The organism is Flectobacillus sp. (assembly GCF_049240685.1).
Taxonomy (GTDB): Bacteria; Bacteroidota; Bacteroidia; order Cytophagales; family Spirosomataceae; genus Flectobacillus.
Map to the genome: position 1 here is coordinate 19,229 of NZ_JBMLSD010000003.1, position 15,723 is coordinate 34,951.

12 protein-coding genes are annotated in these 15,723 nt (G+C 37.7%); 7 read left to right on the forward strand and 5 right to left on the reverse strand.

What is annotated here, in order from left to right:
- Positions 1–2 precede the first annotated feature (2 nt).
- Positions 3–4,094, reverse strand: coding sequence for an AAA domain-containing protein (locus ACOVQ4_RS00215; protein WP_421818666.1), 4,092 nt, complete (start codon positions 4,092–4,094; stop codon positions 3–5).
- A gap of 428 nt (positions 4,095–4,522) precedes the next feature.
- Here ACOVQ4_RS00215 and ACOVQ4_RS00220 point away from each other — a divergent pair, with 428 nt between their 5' ends.
- Both ACOVQ4_RS00220 and ACOVQ4_RS00225 read left to right on the forward strand, forming a co-directional pair.
- Positions 4,523–5,260 (forward strand): glycosyltransferase family 2 protein, encoded by a 738-nt coding sequence (locus ACOVQ4_RS00220; RefSeq protein WP_421818667.1) that lies wholly within the window; start codon positions 4,523–4,525, stop codon positions 5,258–5,260.
- Positions 5,260–5,910 carry an NAD(P)H-binding protein gene (locus tag ACOVQ4_RS00225; protein WP_421818668.1) on the forward strand — a complete coding sequence of 217 codons (651 nt, stop codon included), beginning with the start codon at positions 5,260–5,262 and terminating at the stop codon, positions 5,908–5,910. Before ACOVQ4_RS00220 ends, ACOVQ4_RS00225 begins: the two co-directional genes overlap by 1 nt.
- Before the next feature lie 50 nt (positions 5,911–5,960).
- Here the strand turns inward: ACOVQ4_RS00225 and rpmA are convergent, their stop codons facing one another.
- Together rpmA and rplU are read right to left on the reverse strand one after the other, a co-directional pair.
- Entirely contained in the window at positions 5,961–6,221 is a 261-nt protein-coding gene (gene rpmA, locus ACOVQ4_RS00230) for a 50S ribosomal protein L27 (protein ID WP_421818669.1), read from the reverse strand.
- Between the two features lie 80 nt (positions 6,222–6,301).
- Entirely contained in the window at positions 6,302–6,613 is a 312-nt protein-coding gene (gene rplU / locus ACOVQ4_RS00235) for a 50S ribosomal protein L21 (protein ID WP_421818670.1), read from the reverse strand.
- 520 nt (positions 6,614–7,133) lie between these two features.
- Here rplU and ACOVQ4_RS00240 point away from each other — a divergent pair.
- Together ACOVQ4_RS00240 and mazG are read left to right on the forward strand one after the other, a co-directional pair.
- Complete coding sequence (locus ACOVQ4_RS00240; RefSeq protein ID WP_421818671.1) at positions 7,134–7,781, forward strand: thioredoxin family protein; 648 nt, start codon at positions 7,134–7,136, stop codon at positions 7,779–7,781.
- 194 nt (positions 7,782–7,975) lie between these two features.
- The gene (gene mazG, locus ACOVQ4_RS00245) at positions 7,976–8,782 is read left to right on the forward strand and encodes a nucleoside triphosphate pyrophosphohydrolase (RefSeq protein WP_421818672.1); all 807 of its coding nucleotides are present in this window, start codon (positions 7,976–7,978) and stop codon (positions 8,780–8,782) included.
- 93 nt (positions 8,783–8,875) lie between these two features.
- On the opposite strand, the gene ACOVQ4_RS00250 is transcribed toward mazG, so the two are convergent.
- Complete coding sequence (locus ACOVQ4_RS00250) at positions 8,876–10,279, reverse strand: alpha-L-fucosidase (RefSeq protein WP_421818673.1); 1,404 nt, start codon at positions 10,277–10,279, stop codon at positions 8,876–8,878.
- A 214-nt stretch (positions 10,280–10,493) separates the two neighbouring features.
- On the opposite strand from ACOVQ4_RS00250, the gene uvrB reads away from it, so the two are divergent.
- Positions 10,494–12,521, forward strand: a complete 2,028-nt coding sequence (uvrB, locus tag ACOVQ4_RS00255) for an excinuclease ABC subunit UvrB (RefSeq protein WP_421818674.1) — start codon at positions 10,494–10,496, stop codon at positions 12,519–12,521.
- 115 nt (positions 12,522–12,636) lie between these two features.
- Complete coding sequence (locus ACOVQ4_RS00260) at positions 12,637–12,981, forward strand: arsenate reductase (protein ID WP_095160934.1); 345 nt, start codon at positions 12,637–12,639, stop codon at positions 12,979–12,981.
- A gap of 81 nt (positions 12,982–13,062) precedes the next feature.
- Here ACOVQ4_RS00260 and pdhA read toward each other — a convergent pair whose 3' ends face one another.
- Complete coding sequence (gene pdhA / locus ACOVQ4_RS00265) at positions 13,063–14,070, reverse strand: pyruvate dehydrogenase (acetyl-transferring) E1 component subunit alpha (RefSeq protein WP_421818675.1); 1,008 nt, start codon at positions 14,068–14,070, stop codon at positions 13,063–13,065.
- A gap of 410 nt (positions 14,071–14,480) precedes the next feature.
- Between pdhA and recF the strand changes: the two genes are divergently transcribed.
- A complete protein-coding gene (gene recF / locus ACOVQ4_RS00270; RefSeq protein WP_421818676.1) occupies positions 14,481–15,575 on the forward strand; it encodes a DNA replication/repair protein RecF in 1,095 nt (364 codons plus the stop codon).
- Positions 15,576–15,723: the final 148 nt, after the last annotated feature.

Sequence of the window (15,723 nt, forward strand, 5' to 3'; positions counted from 1 at the left end):
AATCAAGGAATAACCTTTTTCCAAAGCTGACGGCTGTAATAGCGGCTAAAATTCCAGCCTTTACGATGTAATTCTAATGGCAAATAGGCGAAGGATTCCTTTACAGATTGAGCATCATGAAACAAATCATCGTCGGTCAATACAACACCTTGGTATTGTTGCGAAGATTTAATTGTTAAATCAGCGAAAGGAAGTTCTTTTACGAACGAAACTACTTTCTTGCTTAATTGTTCTTTCAAGAGCCATTCAGCCCAATAGTTTTTGGATACCAGAGGCTGAGGAGAATACAATCCTTCCGAAACTCGACGAGCATACTCCAAATACTGTTTTAATAATTTAGGTCCTTCATGCGTGGCATCATCTACTTTCAATTGCTCAGGAGCAATACTTGTAATAACATAAATTTGCTCCCTAGCACGTGTTATAGCCACATTTAGGCGGTTTTCACCTCCAGACATATTTAGGGCACCAAAGTTCATCGTAAAACGCCCTGTAGCATCAGGAGCATAACCTACCGAGAAAATAATAATATCTCTCTCGTCGCCTTGAACATTTTCTATATTCTTAATAAAAATAGGCTCTTGCCCATTTTTAGTCAATTTCTCTTGAGCATGCAAATGCTGCTCCAACAAATCCTGAATATAAACTTGCTGACGATAATTGAAAGTTACGATTCCTATGGATTTATCAGGTGTATTTGCCCGTAATTCTTTTACCAAGGTCAAAATAACATCAGCTTCAACGGCATTTGAGTGATTATTCCATATACCATCTGATACCTGAATATACTCAATCGAGGGATCACTGTCGTTCATGTCTTCAAATCTTGGCAAAAGTTGAAGCGAGTTTTGGTAAAAATACCGATTAGAAAAATCAATCAAATCTAGCGAGCGACTTCGATAATGTCCACGCAACTGCATTTGTGGTAAAAATTGACATCCTAAATCCAAGAATGAATCGACTTCTAAAGCAGGAATATCTTCATGCTCGTCTTCAAAACGAATACGATACAAATCTGAAGGCTGTAATTGTTTGGAATCACCAGCGATAACTGTTTGTTTTCCCCTAAAAATTGAAGGGATTCCCTGTTCGGCGTAACATTGGGAAGCTTCATCAAAAATGACTAAATCAAACATTATAGGATGAAACCCTGTACTATTTTTCTCCGAAACGGCAAGATTTTGAGTGGTTAATGGAAAAATCGCAGAAACAGTCTCGGGAGAAGCTAACCAACAAGGGATTAAATTGAAGACTTCGTCAGAGAGTTCGGCAATAAGTTTACGGATAGACCAAATCTTACGTTTTTTTGAAACCTGATGCTTCAAATCTCGGTAAGTAGTCACATTTTGAAGCCTATTAACCTCGAGGGACTGATAGGTTTTTTCACGTAATCTTAATTGTAAAATTTCTTTACTCAAATGCTGTTTTTGAGCAATAGCTGCTTGCAATTCATTCTCAAGCTGTTGTAATTTAGGCGTGCTAGCTCCCCTCAAAATGGGGTATTGTTGCTCAATGGCATCAATCCAAGCAATCTTTAAGCTATTAAGAAACAGCTCTATAGGAGAATCGTCGAGACCAGAAGACTTTTCAAGCAAACTTATCAAGTCCATCTCTCTGGAAGAAAAAGAACGATGAATCTCATCAGCTTCTAACATCAAATCAAAATGTTCCTCCAAATACCCCAACACTTCTGTAGTTTCTGAGGCCTTGAGCGTAGATAATAACTCTATCTGATTTTCAGACAAATAAGGTTGAGCTGAGAGATTTTGCCCCGAATATTCCTCAAGTGAAGACGTCAAATCTTCGAGTAAATTCTTGAACTGCTGGTAATCAAAATAAGAATAGTCTACTAGTAAGCTTAAATGGGTATCTTGCCAAAGGATATCAGCCTGAATAGCACTCTGCATCATCTCAAAATGTCGTTCAAACCATCTAAAACCTTTCCCAAGCCAGACGGGTCTTTCGGCATTGGAGAGGGTACTTCCTTTTACAAAAAACAAATCGCCATGTTCTATCCACCAATGCTCCAAAGCAATACGATTTTGGATGCGGGCTTGTAAACGCATTAAATCTTCGTTCGATAAAGTTAGCCCATTGGCTAACACGAGCTCCTGAATATCTCTTTTCTGTTTAGAAAAGAGTGACCAAACCATCCCACCTAGCGCATTCGATTTGGCATCGAGTGCTTCTAATAATTTATTCTGAAAGGGTTTTAGGGCCGAGGAGTCGAGGGTTGTTTCAATCCCTTCTGCACCAAAAATTGCTTTGATTTGTTCAAAAAGCTGAGAAAACTCTAATGGCCTAATCTTCAGTTTTTGTTGTTTTCTGTATCGAAGCGCATCAAAATAACTTGAAGAAGATAAAATGAGCCTAATTTGACTAATGGTATCTCGTTCTTCGAGCAAGTTCTTTAAATCATCGTACTGAATCTTGCTTTCAAGCAGGCTTTCTAAAGTCAAAAAGGTATGTTGAGTTACTTTTAAGGTATCAGAAACAACTTTTTGAAGATGCTTAATATCAGAAAAAGTAAAGCTATTAAATCGTTTTCGCTGATTCCAAAAATGCTTTCCTATAGAATCATGACGGAATAAGCGAGTATACTGACAATACTTTTTGAATCGAGTCAAAAAATCATCTAGGCAATCCAAACGATAGTCTTGAAAAAAGTCACCTAGTGCAACATAAGGCTTTTCTAAAGACGAAGTAAGATATAGTTCTTTGATAGAAGCACCACAGAAAGAAGTATCAAATAAAGCCTTCTTAAATGACTCTAGTTCTTCCACAATTTTGTCGATTTTACGAGATTCTTGGTCAAAACTTCGCTCAAGAAAAATACTATCTAGGCTGTAATTGAGCTTTTTGTAATAATCAATCTGCTCAATTTGGTGCAAAATCTGATTGTAAAGAGCTTTTCTATCATTTTTAAAGTCATGCACACTTCCCACAAAATGCTCCATCCCCATTTGTTTGAGGCGCTCATAAACGACATCTAAGGCTGCACGTTTTTGCGACACAACAAGCACCGATTTGCCTCTAGCGGTAAAGTCGGCCACCAAATTACAGATTAACTGAGACTTCCCAGTGCCGGGAGGCCCTTGAACTACAAGAGATTTTCCAAGTTTTACTTCGCGAATAACTTCTTCTTGAGAGGCATCAATCGAAAGAGGAGTGAGAAGTTTTTCCTCTCGAAATCTCGATGGTTGCACTAAGCTCGAATGTGCATGCAGCCATTGAGCTTCGCCTTCTCGAAATAATCCAATATGATTACTTTGAGATTCTTCGATTAAAAACTCATAATCTGGAACAAGAAAAGACCCTGCTTGTGGAAAAATACCGAGTACAGCCTGAGGATACAACTTTAACTCACCATTCCGTTCGAGTTGTTCTAAATCCGCTTTGGTACTTTTCTCAAAATACTGCAATTGATTACTAAAAAGTTCTTGATTAAAATTTACATTTAGTGGCGAAACCTTCAGTAATTCATAGAGTTGAGTTCTAAACTCGAGAGACGTTTTTGAAAAATCCTCAAAAGTGTATTCTAAGAAATTATCGAAAATTTTAATTTCATTAAAATACGAATAGGCAAGTAAAAAACTACGATTAAAAGTTACAGGTTCATCTCGACGTTGAAGATGCCATTTGATTCCAGAACCAGTATCGGTACTAGAATTCAAGGATAATCTTTGTGCTTTTTGAATTAGGGTCACTGGAAAAAACAACAAAGGGCATCTCACAACGGTACCATCCAACAGTTTGCCTTTAACAATAGGATAACCCACATATAAATCTTTGGCACCACGTTCATCTTCGATAAACTTTTCGGTACGAGCTATCTTTTTCAGTCGCTTACTCACTTCATTCACTCTGGCGTTGCGAGGGTCGAGGGTATCACAAAGCGAAATAGCACTTTTTTGAGCAATAAGCTGCTCAATCAAAGTAAATGATGCTTGATTTTGTACAAAATCAAGCTCATGTAAATCTATAAATTGCTCACTGGGAAGGTTCAACAACACCAAAGACTTGTTTTTGGCGCTCAAGTTTGTCAAGCGTTTAGTATAAGTCTTAAGGATGTTTTGAAGAGAATAATCGATCACGTAAAAATATTTTTAGAGAGCCTTACAACTCCGTAAATTCAAATTAACAATTAAAGAAGCGATAAACCTTTATCAAATTCAATCAATAGATTTTATGGGCAATACCCTAAAAAACAAAGAATTATCATAAACCATAACACCTCTGTGATGAGGAGTCTGTTATGAAAGACATGACAAAAGGTAAAAAAACACAAAGATACATGAATTGCCAACAAGCAAATGATAAATATAAGTTTGGCTTTGATTTTGTTTAAAATTTAGTAAAATCTTAAATTGCCAAACATTTAGACATTCTAATATCTGACACTTGCAATCTAAGAGACTCACACGAGCCATTGCGGGTATAATGGCATTGATTTTCAGATATTTTTGTCACTATTTTACGTTAAATTTGACTCAATTATTGATTCATAGAAAATTGATTAAAAATGTATAATAACAAAAAAGTTATCGTTGTTATGCCTGCTTACAAGGCATCATTAACGTTAGAACGAACATATCGTGAAATTCCTTTCGACCTTGTCGATGAGGTAATTTTAGTAGACGACCACAGCCCAGATAACACCGTAGATGTAGCAAAATCACTTGGTATAAAACATGTTATTCGCCATGATAAAAACAAAGGTTATGGCGGTAATCAAAAAACCTGTTATAACAAAGCATTAGAATTGGGTGGCGATATTGTCATTATGTTACACCCTGATTACCAATACACTCCAATGCTTCTTACCGCTATGATTTCGATTATAGGTAACGAGCTCTATCCTGTAGTTTTTGGATCACGCATTTTGGGTATGGGCGCACTAAAAGGAGGTATGCCCATGTACAAATACATAGCAAATAGATTTTTAACGTTTTTCCAGAATGTATTGTTAGGTCAAAAACTTTCTGAATACCATACAGGTTATCGTGCATTTTCGAGAGCTGTACTCGAAAAAGTACCATTTGAACGTTGCGATGATGATTTTGTTTTTGATAACGAAATGATTGCTCAAATCTTTTGGCACGGTTTTGAAATTGGAGAAGTAACATGCCCCACCAAATATTTTGAAGAAGCTTCTTCAATTAACTTTATGAGAAGTTCAAAATATGGTTTAGGGGTACTTAGAGTATCCATTTTGTACCGCTTAGCAAAATGGGGAATCAAATGGAATCTCTTAGGATAATGAAACATGCATTGGTTATTGGTGCGACAGGTTTGGTTGGCAAAACTCTCACACAACAGCTCTTATTAGATGATTACTTCAGCAAAGTAACGTTGCTAGTAAGAAAGACTATGGATTTTAATTCTTCCAAGCTCGAACAAATTATCTTTGATTTTGAGCAACCCGATATAAGTCTTGTAAAAGGCGATGTACTGTTCTGCGCTATGGGAACCACTCTCAAAAAGGCAGGAAGCAAAGAAAAGCAATATTTGATTGACTGTGCGATTCCATTAAAAATAGCTGAAATCGCCAAAAGAAATGGGTTTGAAGAATATATTTTGGTTTCTTCGATAGGAGCAGATGCCCATTCCTCCAATTTTTACCTAAAAACCAAAGGGGAACTGGAGCAAAAGCTAAATAAACTTGGTTTTGGAAAACTCGTTTGCGTAAGACCTTCGCTCATCATAGGCAATAGAGAGGAGTTTAGATTGGGAGAAAAAATCGGTATGGCCCTCGATAGTATATTTAGCCCCCTTTTGATAGGTTCATTAAGAAAATATAGAGGCGTATCGGCGGACAAAATAGCCAAAATGCTAGTCAAAGCCTCTAAAGAATCTTTTCTTCAGCGTACCATCATAATAGAATCAGACGAAATAAATGCATTAAAATAAAAAAGGATGCTTGTGACACAAGCATCCTTTTTTTATGGACAAATTCGTTATTAAGCTTCAGCAGGAACAACGTCTATGTAAGAACGACCTTTGAAACCTTTTTTGAATTGTACTGTACCACTAACCAAAGCAAACAAAGTATGGTCTTTACCGATACCTACGTTTTTACCTGGGTTGTGTGCTGTACCTCTTTGACGAACGATGATATTACCAGCAATAGCAGGTTGACCACCGTAAATTTTAACGCCCAAGCGTTTGCTGTGTGACTCACGGCCGTTCTTCGAACTACCTACACCTTTCTTGTGTGCCATTTTTTTGTAATGTTTTTACGTTAAGTTATGAATAATACGACTTAAACCAAAAGTCTGTTAACTAATAACTTAAGGCTTAATTAGAATGTAATACCTTCGATTAAAACTTTTGTCAAGTCTTGACGGTGACCGTTTTGTTTTTGATAGCCTTTACGACGTTTCTTTTTGAAAACGATAACTTTTTCGCCACGAACGTGAGCCAAAATTTTACCTGATACAGTTGCACCTTCAACGGTTGGAGCACCTACTTTGATATCTCCGTCATTGTCAACAAGAAGAACCTTGTCAAAAACTAGTGCAGCGCCTTCCTCACCCGCCAAACGATACGTGTAAAGGTAACGGTCTTTCTCAACTTTAAATTGCTGACCAGCGATTTCTACGATTGCGTACATTGTATTGTATTTTTAAACTAACTAGCTATATTTCAAGCAAATGGATTTATTGAAGCTAATTAGAGGGTTTGACAAATTCCATTTGCCCCTAAAAGGGACGCAAATTTAACAAGAGATTTTGAATTTGCGAAATCTTGCAAGGACTTTTTTGAAAATATAAGCTACTAAAAATCAAAACTTTAGATACTTGTGCACGAGTACTTCGCATTTGGCAGCTATTTTATCGAATCATTGGTTCTGTAACAGACCGTTTAGTAAATATTTTTTCCTAAACAGTACCTTTTTAATTAGTCTTACGTTTTAATATAAAATACTCAATCAAAAATGAACTAAGTCTTTTATTCTTACGTATTTGCAGTGTAATTATAGCACTGTTTATCCACGTTTTTTCACACATGTAGCACGTCACAATCCTTTCACAACCTGTCAGATTTTTAAATTCTGATAATTATCTTGTAGTAATTATACATTTGTGTGGCATTTTGTACTATTTTGTACCCTTTTTAATACATTATCTAAAATGAAATCAGTTATTCATCATATCATCAAAAAAGCCCTTTTCGCCAATTGTTTGTTCTTTATCATCATACTTTTGGCGAATACTGGCACTGTTAATGCCCAATCTGGCTACAACATTGGTCAAACTGTTAGCGATTTTCAACTAAAAAATATTGATGGTCGCATGTTATCCTTGAGCGACAATCGTAATGTAAAAGGATACATTGTAGTCTTTACTTGCAATCACTGCCCATTTTCAAAGGCCTACGATGCAAGGATTGTAGATTTGCACAACAAGTTTGCGTCAAAAGGATATCCAGTGATTGCGATTAATCCAAACGACCCCAATGCTTACGAAGAAGATTCATTTGCCAATATGAGACTGACAGCACCAAGTAAAGGTTTTACATTTCCGTATTTGCAAGATGAAACACAAGAAGTAGCCAAAGCTTTTGGTGCAACCAGAACGCCATCGTGCTTTGTACTCAAAAAAGAAGGAGACAGATTTACGGTACAGTACATTGGTGCCATAGACGACAATACGCAGGATGCCAGTGCAGTAAACAAAAAGTTTGTTGAAGATGCTGTTAATAATCTATTGGCCGGACGCCCAGTAATGGTAAATAATACCAAAGCTGTTGGTTGCGCTATTAAATGGAAGAGCTTCTAATACAGTAAATTAGATACAAAAAAGAGGGCGTTGCTTGGCGATGCCCTCTTTTTTGTATCTAACCAACGAGAAAATGTATATTTTTTTGAGTATTATTACTACAAAACCCAAAAAGTCCTATTATACATTGGGGATTTTATAAATAACTTTCACTAACTTTGTAAGCACAACAAACGTATTGGGAACAGGAAAGGATGGAATTTGAAGCTTTACCCGAAAGAAGAAAAGAACAATTGATGGCATTTGACCGCCTCTTAACAATCATGGATGAGTTGAGAGAGCAGTGTCCTTGGGATAAAAAACAAACCATCGATTCGTTGCGTCATTTGACGATTGAAGAAACCTACGAGCTTTCGGATGCCATCGTAGAAGGAGATATGCCAGAAATCAAAAAAGAAATTGGCGACATAATGCTTCACATGGTTTTTTATTCAAAAATTGCTTCTGAAACCAATACTTTTGATATTGCAGATGTTCTGAATGGTCTTTGTGAAAAATTGATTTTCCGTCATCCACATATTTATGGTGATGTAAAAGCAGAAACCGAGGAGCAAGTTAAGCAAAATTGGGAAGCACTTAAGATGAAAGAGGGCAACAAATCGGTGTTGGCTGGTGTACCAAAATCGCTTCCTGCTTTAGTAAAGGCCATGCGTATTCAGGAAAAAGCTCGTGGAGCTGGCTTCGACTGGGAGGAAAAAGAACAGGTTTGGGAGAAAGTCGAAGAAGAAATGCAAGAATTCAAAGCTGAGTTTAACGTTGTTGAAAAATCAACGATTGATTCAGAAAAGGCCGAAGCAGAATTTGGGGATTTATTATTTTCATTGGTCAATTACGCAAGATTTATCAATATCAATGTTGAATCAGCTTTGGAAAGAACCAACAAAAAGTTCATCAAGCGATTCCAGCATATTGAATCAAGAGCGAAAGAACAAGGTAAAACCTTACAAGATATGACCCTAGCCGAAATGGATGTGTATTGGGAAGAGGCAAAAAGGCTGTAATTGAACAAATAATGTTCAAGTCGAAGATTCAAAATTTAATTTTGAGAGTGAAACCAGAAACCCGTTAGCTTGTAGCCTTCGGGTTTTTATTTTTTATAATGCACCCGAAATCTTAAAGACCCAAGCATATTCACTTGGATTGACATCGGGCGTAAGAGCAGGAGGCGTTATGGTCAGCGTATTTCCTTTTTTCTGAACTTTAATAGCTCCGTTGTATCCCAACATACTTACTGTACCGCCCGAAACACCCTCGATGGTAACAGGCATATTTTTCCATTGAGTCAATAGCACATATAAATCTTTATTTTTCTTGGTAAAGAAAACCTTAGTCTCAGGAGTAACTTTCGGTGATTTTTCCCATTTACGAGTACCATAAATAGCTTCTCCGTTAATTTTCAACCATTTTCCCATATCTGCCAAGCGCTGTTGCATAATCACAGGAATACGTCCATCGGCTGTTGGGCCTACGTTTAGCAACAAGTTTCCTCCACGAGCAACTTTATCAATCAGAATATCTATCAACTGTTTAGAAGAGGAATAGTCTTCTAAATTTTCATTTCTATTATAGCCAAAAGAAGAACCAATACCTCGGCATTCTTCCCAAGGATGAGCTATTTCCATAGTACTCGAATTGGCATCATGTACCAAATCATATTCGGTAGTATAAATTCCTCCGTGTTTGCTTCGAGTTTCTTTTCCCCAACGGTCATTTACGACCACCTCAGCTTTTGATGGCGAATCATTATAAAGCCATGCCAAAAACTCCGTACTTTTCCATTTTTCGGAAGGATGATCCCACTCGCCGTCCGTCCACAAAATATCTGGAGTATATCGCGTCACCAAATCTTTCATTTGTGGAATCATGTGCGAAGTCACATAAGCATCCACATCCTTTTTGTATAAAGGATTAAACCATTCATATAAGGAATAATAAAAACCCATACGTAAGCCTTTACCTTTTACTGCCTTTGTCAAATCACCCGCAATATCACGATGAGGGTTCAAATCTACGGCATTCCAATTCCAAGCCTGAGCACTTGGCCAAAGCGTATATCCTTCGTGATGCTTGGAAGTGAGGACTACATATTTAGCACCAGCATTTTCAAAAATATTTGCCCAGTCGTTTGGCTCATACATTTCGCAAGTAAATCCTTTGGCAAAATCTTGATACTTAACATCTTTTCCAAAAGCTTTTTCATGAAAGGCTAGGGTAGAAGCATACCCAGGTCTTTTAGAATTAGTTAAGGTTTGCCAATACCATTCCGAATATCGATCATAAATACCGACATTGTTCTTGGCGGTAGGTCCCCAAGCGGGTACCGAAAATAGCCCCCAATGAATAAAGATTCCGAATTTGGCATCTTCAAACCAGCTAGGAATAGGACGTGAATCAATCGAAGCCCAATTGGCTTGATATTGTTGGGCACTCGATGTAGTTAAACCAAGAACTCCACCGCAAAGTACTGTTAGACAAGTTTTTAAAAATTTTCTTTTCATAGAATGAGGAAATTGATTTTATTCAGAAAAGTACAAAATACCTATTAATACTCTGTTGGGTTTTGAGTGATAGGTGTATTAAATATTTGGGATTACAAGTCCGAAACCAAAGCCTTTTCTTTGTCGTTATGATTGAAGGGGATATTATATTTTAAGGGATTCGATTGGCTTATTATTAGATTACACTTAATTTTATACATAAAAATCAAGCGGAATGGAATTTCAACTTTGTTCAGAATATCAGCCTACTGGCGACCAGCCAAAAGCTATCGCGCAGTTGGTAGAAGGAATACAAAATGGAGAACAAGCGCAAACGCTATTAGGAGTAACGGGGTCGGGTAAAACATTTACCGTTGCCAATACTATTGCTCAAGTTAATAAGCCAACGTTAATCTTGAGTCACAACAAAACACTGGCGGCCCAGCTCTATGGAGAATTTAAACAGTTTTTTCCTAACAATGCAGTAGAATACTTCATTTCATATTATGACTACTATCAGCCCGAAGCATACATTGCCACCACGAATACTTATATAGAAAAAGACCTTGCAATCAATCAAGAAATTGACAAGCTTCGTCTCTCGACGACTTCATCGCTTATGTCTGGCCGAAGAGATATCATTGTGGTTGCGTCAGTTTCTTGCATTTATGGTATGGGCAACCCAGAAGAGTATCGAAAAAGTATCTTACGTATTGCTGTAGGCGAAATTATTTCCCGAAACCAGTTTTTGTTTCGTTTAGTAGAAATCCTTTACTCAAGAACCGAAGCAGAATTTCAAAGAGGCAATTTTCGGGTAAAAGGTGACACGGTAGATATCTACGTACCCTATGCTGACTTTGGCTATCGTATTATCTTCTTCGGCGATGAGATTGAGGCTATCCAACGCATAGACCCCATTTCAGGCAAGAAGTTGTCTGACGAAAAAATGGTAGCCATCTTCCCTGCCAATTTGTTTGTCACAGGTAGAGATGTACTGATGCGCGCCATCAACGAAATCCAAGATGACTTAGTTGGGCAAATCAAATTCTTTGAAAAAGAAGGTCGAATGGCTGAGGCTGAAAGAATCAAACAAAGAACCGAGTTTGATATGGAGATGATGCGCGAGTTGGGCTATTGTTCAGGTATCGAAAATTACTCAAGATATTTTGATAGAAGACAAGCAGGACAAAGACCCTTCTGCTTATTAGACTTTTTCCCTGAAGACTTTTTATTAGTAATAGACGAAAGTCATGTAACCATTCCACAAATCAGAGCTATGTGGGGTGGCGACCGCTCAAGAAAAGAGTCATTGGTGGACTATGGTTTCCGTTTGCCAAGTGCGATGGATAACCGACCACTAACCTTCCAAGAGTTTGAAGACATTAGTAGACAAAGCATTTTTGTAAGTGCAACCCCAGCCGACTACGAACTTCGTCGTTCGGAAGGGGTTGTTGTAGAACAAATCATTCGTCCAACAGGTTTGCTCGACCCAGAAATAGAAGTACGACCAAGTTTGAATCAGATTGATGATTTGTTGGAAGAAGTACACATAAGAATTGAAAGGGAAGAAAGAGTGCTGGTAACCACACTTACCAAACGAATGGCAGAAGAACTTTCAAAATATATGGAGAGAGTGGGTATCAAATGTAGATATATCCACTCGGAGGTGAAAGCCTTGGAGCGTGTCGAAATTTTAAGAGAACTCAGACTTGGCGTATTTGATGTATTGGTTGGAGTAAACCTTTTGCGTGAGGGTTTGGATTTGCCAGAGGTGTCATTGGTAGCCATTATGGACGCCGACAAAGAAGGTTTCTTAAGAGATATTCGCTCATTAATTCAAACAATTGGTCGTGCGGCTAGAAATGACCAAGGGAAAGTACTTATGTATGCCGACCGTATTACGGGTTCTATGCAAAAAGCCATTGATGAAACTACAAGACGCAGAGCTATCCAAATGGAGTATAACTTTGAGCATGGTATTACACCCAAAACTATACTTCGCTCGAAACAAGCTATCATCGAACAAACCTCTATTGCCGATGTTATGGGCAAACCAACAAAGACTAATTACTATGTTGAACCCCAGGATGTGCAATTGGCTGCTGACCCAGTGTTGGCTTATATGTCCAAACCCGAAATTGAAGCACAAATTAAGAAAGTACAGAATGAAATGGATAAAGCAGCCAAAGAACTCGACTTTATTGCAGCCGCTCGCCTAAGAGACGAAATGTTTGGATTGAAGAAATTGTTGGAAGGAAAGTAAATAGAGTGCGAAGTTTTGAGTGCGGAGTGGTGAGTTGTCTTTTGTCCTTGCCTAAAAAACTCTATTGATGGACTATATCATCTGGAAGTAAATTTTCATATAAAAAAAACACCCCATGTACAAAGTATACGGAATACCGAATTGTGATACGGTAAAAAAAGCCCTTACTTGGCTTAAGGAACATGATATTCCTTTTGAATTCCATAATTTCAAAAAGGAGGGAATCTCTCAGGAAAAGTTAGAAGCTTGGTTAGAAAAATATCCTTGGGAAACCCTTGTGAATAAAGCAGGAACCACTTGGAAAAAACTAGACGAAAGTCAAAAAGCAACAGATACTGCTTCGGCAATCCAATTGATGATGGAACAAACCTCTGTAATCAAGCGTCCTGTTTTAGAAAAAGAGGAGATTATTTCGGTAGGTTTCAAACCAGAATTATTTGAAGGTATCTTTCAATCATAAAACGGTTTGTTGAGACGAAATAAAAAAGCCCCAATAACTTTACTCACGTAAAACTATTGGGGCTTTTATCATACAAGATGATTATTCTACTGGGAATGGATATTCGTCAACATACACATCTTTGTATGCTTCAGAAGCATCTGGCCAAGGTGATTCTTCTGCAAATTTAACAGACTCTTCAACTCTTGCCTTGATTTTAGCATCGATAGCAGCCAAATCTTCTTCTGTAGCAAATGCGTTTTCTAAGATGGCTTGTCTAACTTGCTCGATTGGGTCACGCATTTTGTATGCCTCCACTTCCTCTTTAGTACGGTACTTCTGAGGGTCAGACATAGAGTGACCTCTATAACGGTAAGTTTTGAATTCTAAGAAAGTTGGACCTTCACCTGCACGAGCACGCTCAGCTGCACGAGAAACTGCCTCATGAACTGCTTCTACGCTCATTGCATCAACTGGCTCTGATGGCATGTCGTAGGCCTCACCAATTGTATAAAGATCTGTAACGTTTGAGGTACGAGTAACCGAAGTACCCATCGCATATCCGTTGTTTTCTACAACAAAGATTACGGGTAGCTTCCATGTCATAGCCATATTGAAGGCCTCGTGTAATGCACCTTGACGAACAGCACCGTCACCAAAGTAACAAATACAAAGATTACCTGTTTTGTTATATTTTTCAGCAAATGCCAAACCAGCTCCAAGCGGGATTTGAGCACCTACAATACCATGACCACCTACAAAACCAACTGATTTATCGAAAATGTGCATAGAACCACCTTTACCTTTCGAAATACCAGTAGCTTTTCCGAACATTTCAGCCATGATAGTGTTTGGGTCCGAACCCAACGCCAATGGAATACCATGGTCACGATAAGCTGTTATATATTTGTCGCCTTCACGAAGTGCCGATGCTGCTCCAGAAGAACAAGCCTCTTGTCCGATGTAAAGGTGGCAAAAACCACGAATCTTTTGCTGACCATACAACTGTCCTGTACGCTCTTCAAATTTACGTTGAAGCATCATTGACTCGTACCAGTACATGTAGGTCTCTTTCGAGTATTTTACTTTGTTTTCAGCTTTCTTTGCCATTTTTCAAAATGAGTGAATGAGTGATTAACTTACGTTGAATCTTACGATTAAGTAAATGAGGGAATAAAATAAACGTCTTATTCGCTCTTGCTCACCTGGAACTGCTATCCCATTGTGGGCTACACAGGATTTTGTAATCCCCCGAAACAGGCGTTAATTTGCAATGCGAAATTAGTACAAAACCAAGAACCGACCAAAAAAATATCGCAATAGACTCTTGATTATTAGTTATAAACAACTTTATTGGCTATTTACCTGACAGGTATCAGAACTAAAGCCTAAATCTAAACAGCTTTGTATTAGATATTGTTCGGCGTTAGATACAATATCATTTCGCCACAAGCATGTTGTCTTTTGCATTTTATCCTTTTATTAAAGTCAATTACCTAAGCTTTCTTACTCATCCAAATATGTATTTACAAAGTATCAGTCTCACAAACTTCAAAAGCTACGACTTTGGCGATTTTAAGTTTTCTAATCGTGTCAATTGTATTGTGGGTGAAAATGGTAGCGGTAAAACCAATTTGCTTGATGCTATTTACTTTTTGGCTTTAACCAAAAGTTCAGTTAGTACACAAGATGCCCTGTGCGTTAGTCACGAAGCTGATTTTATGATAATTGATGGGCTATTTGTTGGTGGAGAAAAAGCAGATGTGCAAATAACCTGTTCTTTTCAAAAAGGTCAAAAGAAGGCAGTCCTACACGATAAAAAGCCGTATGAGAAAATTTCAGAACATATTGGACTCTATCCAGTCGTGTTGATTTCGCCCAACGATACCGATATTGTAAGAGATGGGAGTGAGGAAAGAAGAAAGTTTTTTGATGGTGTTATTGCACAGATTGACCGCGAATACCTTGAAACGCTTCTTAAATACAATAAGGTTTTATTACAAAGAAATGCTTTACTAAAACAGTTTTCAGAAAAAAACTATTTTGATGCTGATTTATTAGATATCTACTCTGAACCAATTATCGAATGTGGAATAGAGTTACAGAAAAAAAGAGCAGCGTTTTTGTCGAAATTTACCCCAATCTTCCAAAAACATTATGCTAATCTTTCAGAAAGTAGGGAGGAAGTACGACTCGTGTATGAAACCGACGTAGACGCTGACACTTTTAGAAATGATTTCAACAAAAATCGTCAAAGAGATTTGGCGGCACAAAGAACCACCCTCGGAATCCACAAAGATGATTTTTCGTTTGAAATTAATGCTTTCCCTCTCAAAAAATACGGCTCGCAAGGTCAGCAAAAATCGTATGTAATTGCGCTAAAATTAGCTCAATTTGAGCTTTTGGCTCTTGAAAAGGGTTTTCAACCGATATTATTACTCGATGATATTTTTGATAAGCTCGATGACAGACGTATTCAGCAACTAATCAATATGATGGTGGATGGAACATTCCAGCAGGTTTTTTTGACAGATGCCCGCCCCGAAAGAACACAACAATTACTGAATCATCTAACCGTTGAAGTACTTTATTTTGATGTGACACAGGGAAAATAAAAAAGCTGTATGCTTCGAGTAAGATATACCTCCGAGCTTATATCTTGTCTCATGTCGCACACAGCTTTTTTATTGAGCTAATGAATAAAAAATTTTGCCTAATGCCTAGGGCTTTATAACCTAAAGCTTATATCTTATCTCATGTCGC

What these genes read in the sequence shown, in the direction of transcription:
- ACOVQ4_RS00220 (WP_421818667.1), top strand. Translation starts at nt 4,523, where the DNA reads ATGTATAATAACAAAAAAGTTATCGTTGTTATGCCTGCTTACAAGGCA.
- ACOVQ4_RS00225 (WP_421818668.1), top strand. Translation starts at nt 5,260, where the DNA reads ATGAAACATGCATTGGTTATTGGTGCGACAGGTTTGGTTGGCAAAACT.
- rpmA (WP_421818669.1), bottom strand. Translation starts at nt 6,221, where the DNA reads ATGGCACACAAGAAAGGTGTAGGTAGTTCGAAGAACGGCCGTGAGTCA.
- rplU (WP_421818670.1), bottom strand. Translation starts at nt 6,613, where the DNA reads ATGTACGCAATCGTAGAAATCGCTGGTCAGCAATTTAAAGTTGAGAAA.
- ACOVQ4_RS00240 (WP_421818671.1), top strand. Translation starts at nt 7,134, where the DNA reads ATGAAATCAGTTATTCATCATATCATCAAAAAAGCCCTTTTCGCCAAT.
- mazG (WP_421818672.1), top strand. Translation starts at nt 7,976, where the DNA reads ATGGAATTTGAAGCTTTACCCGAAAGAAGAAAAGAACAATTGATGGCA.
- ACOVQ4_RS00250 (WP_421818673.1), bottom strand. Translation starts at nt 10,279, where the DNA reads ATGAAAAGAAAATTTTTAAAAACTTGTCTAACAGTACTTTGCGGTGGA.
- uvrB (WP_421818674.1), top strand. Translation starts at nt 10,494, where the DNA reads ATGGAATTTCAACTTTGTTCAGAATATCAGCCTACTGGCGACCAGCCA.
- ACOVQ4_RS00260 (WP_095160934.1), top strand. Translation starts at nt 12,637, where the DNA reads ATGTACAAAGTATACGGAATACCGAATTGTGATACGGTAAAAAAAGCC.
- pdhA (WP_421818675.1), bottom strand. Translation starts at nt 14,070, where the DNA reads ATGGCAAAGAAAGCTGAAAACAAAGTAAAATACTCGAAAGAGACCTAC.
- recF (WP_421818676.1), top strand. Translation starts at nt 14,481, where the DNA reads ATGTATTTACAAAGTATCAGTCTCACAAACTTCAAAAGCTACGACTTT.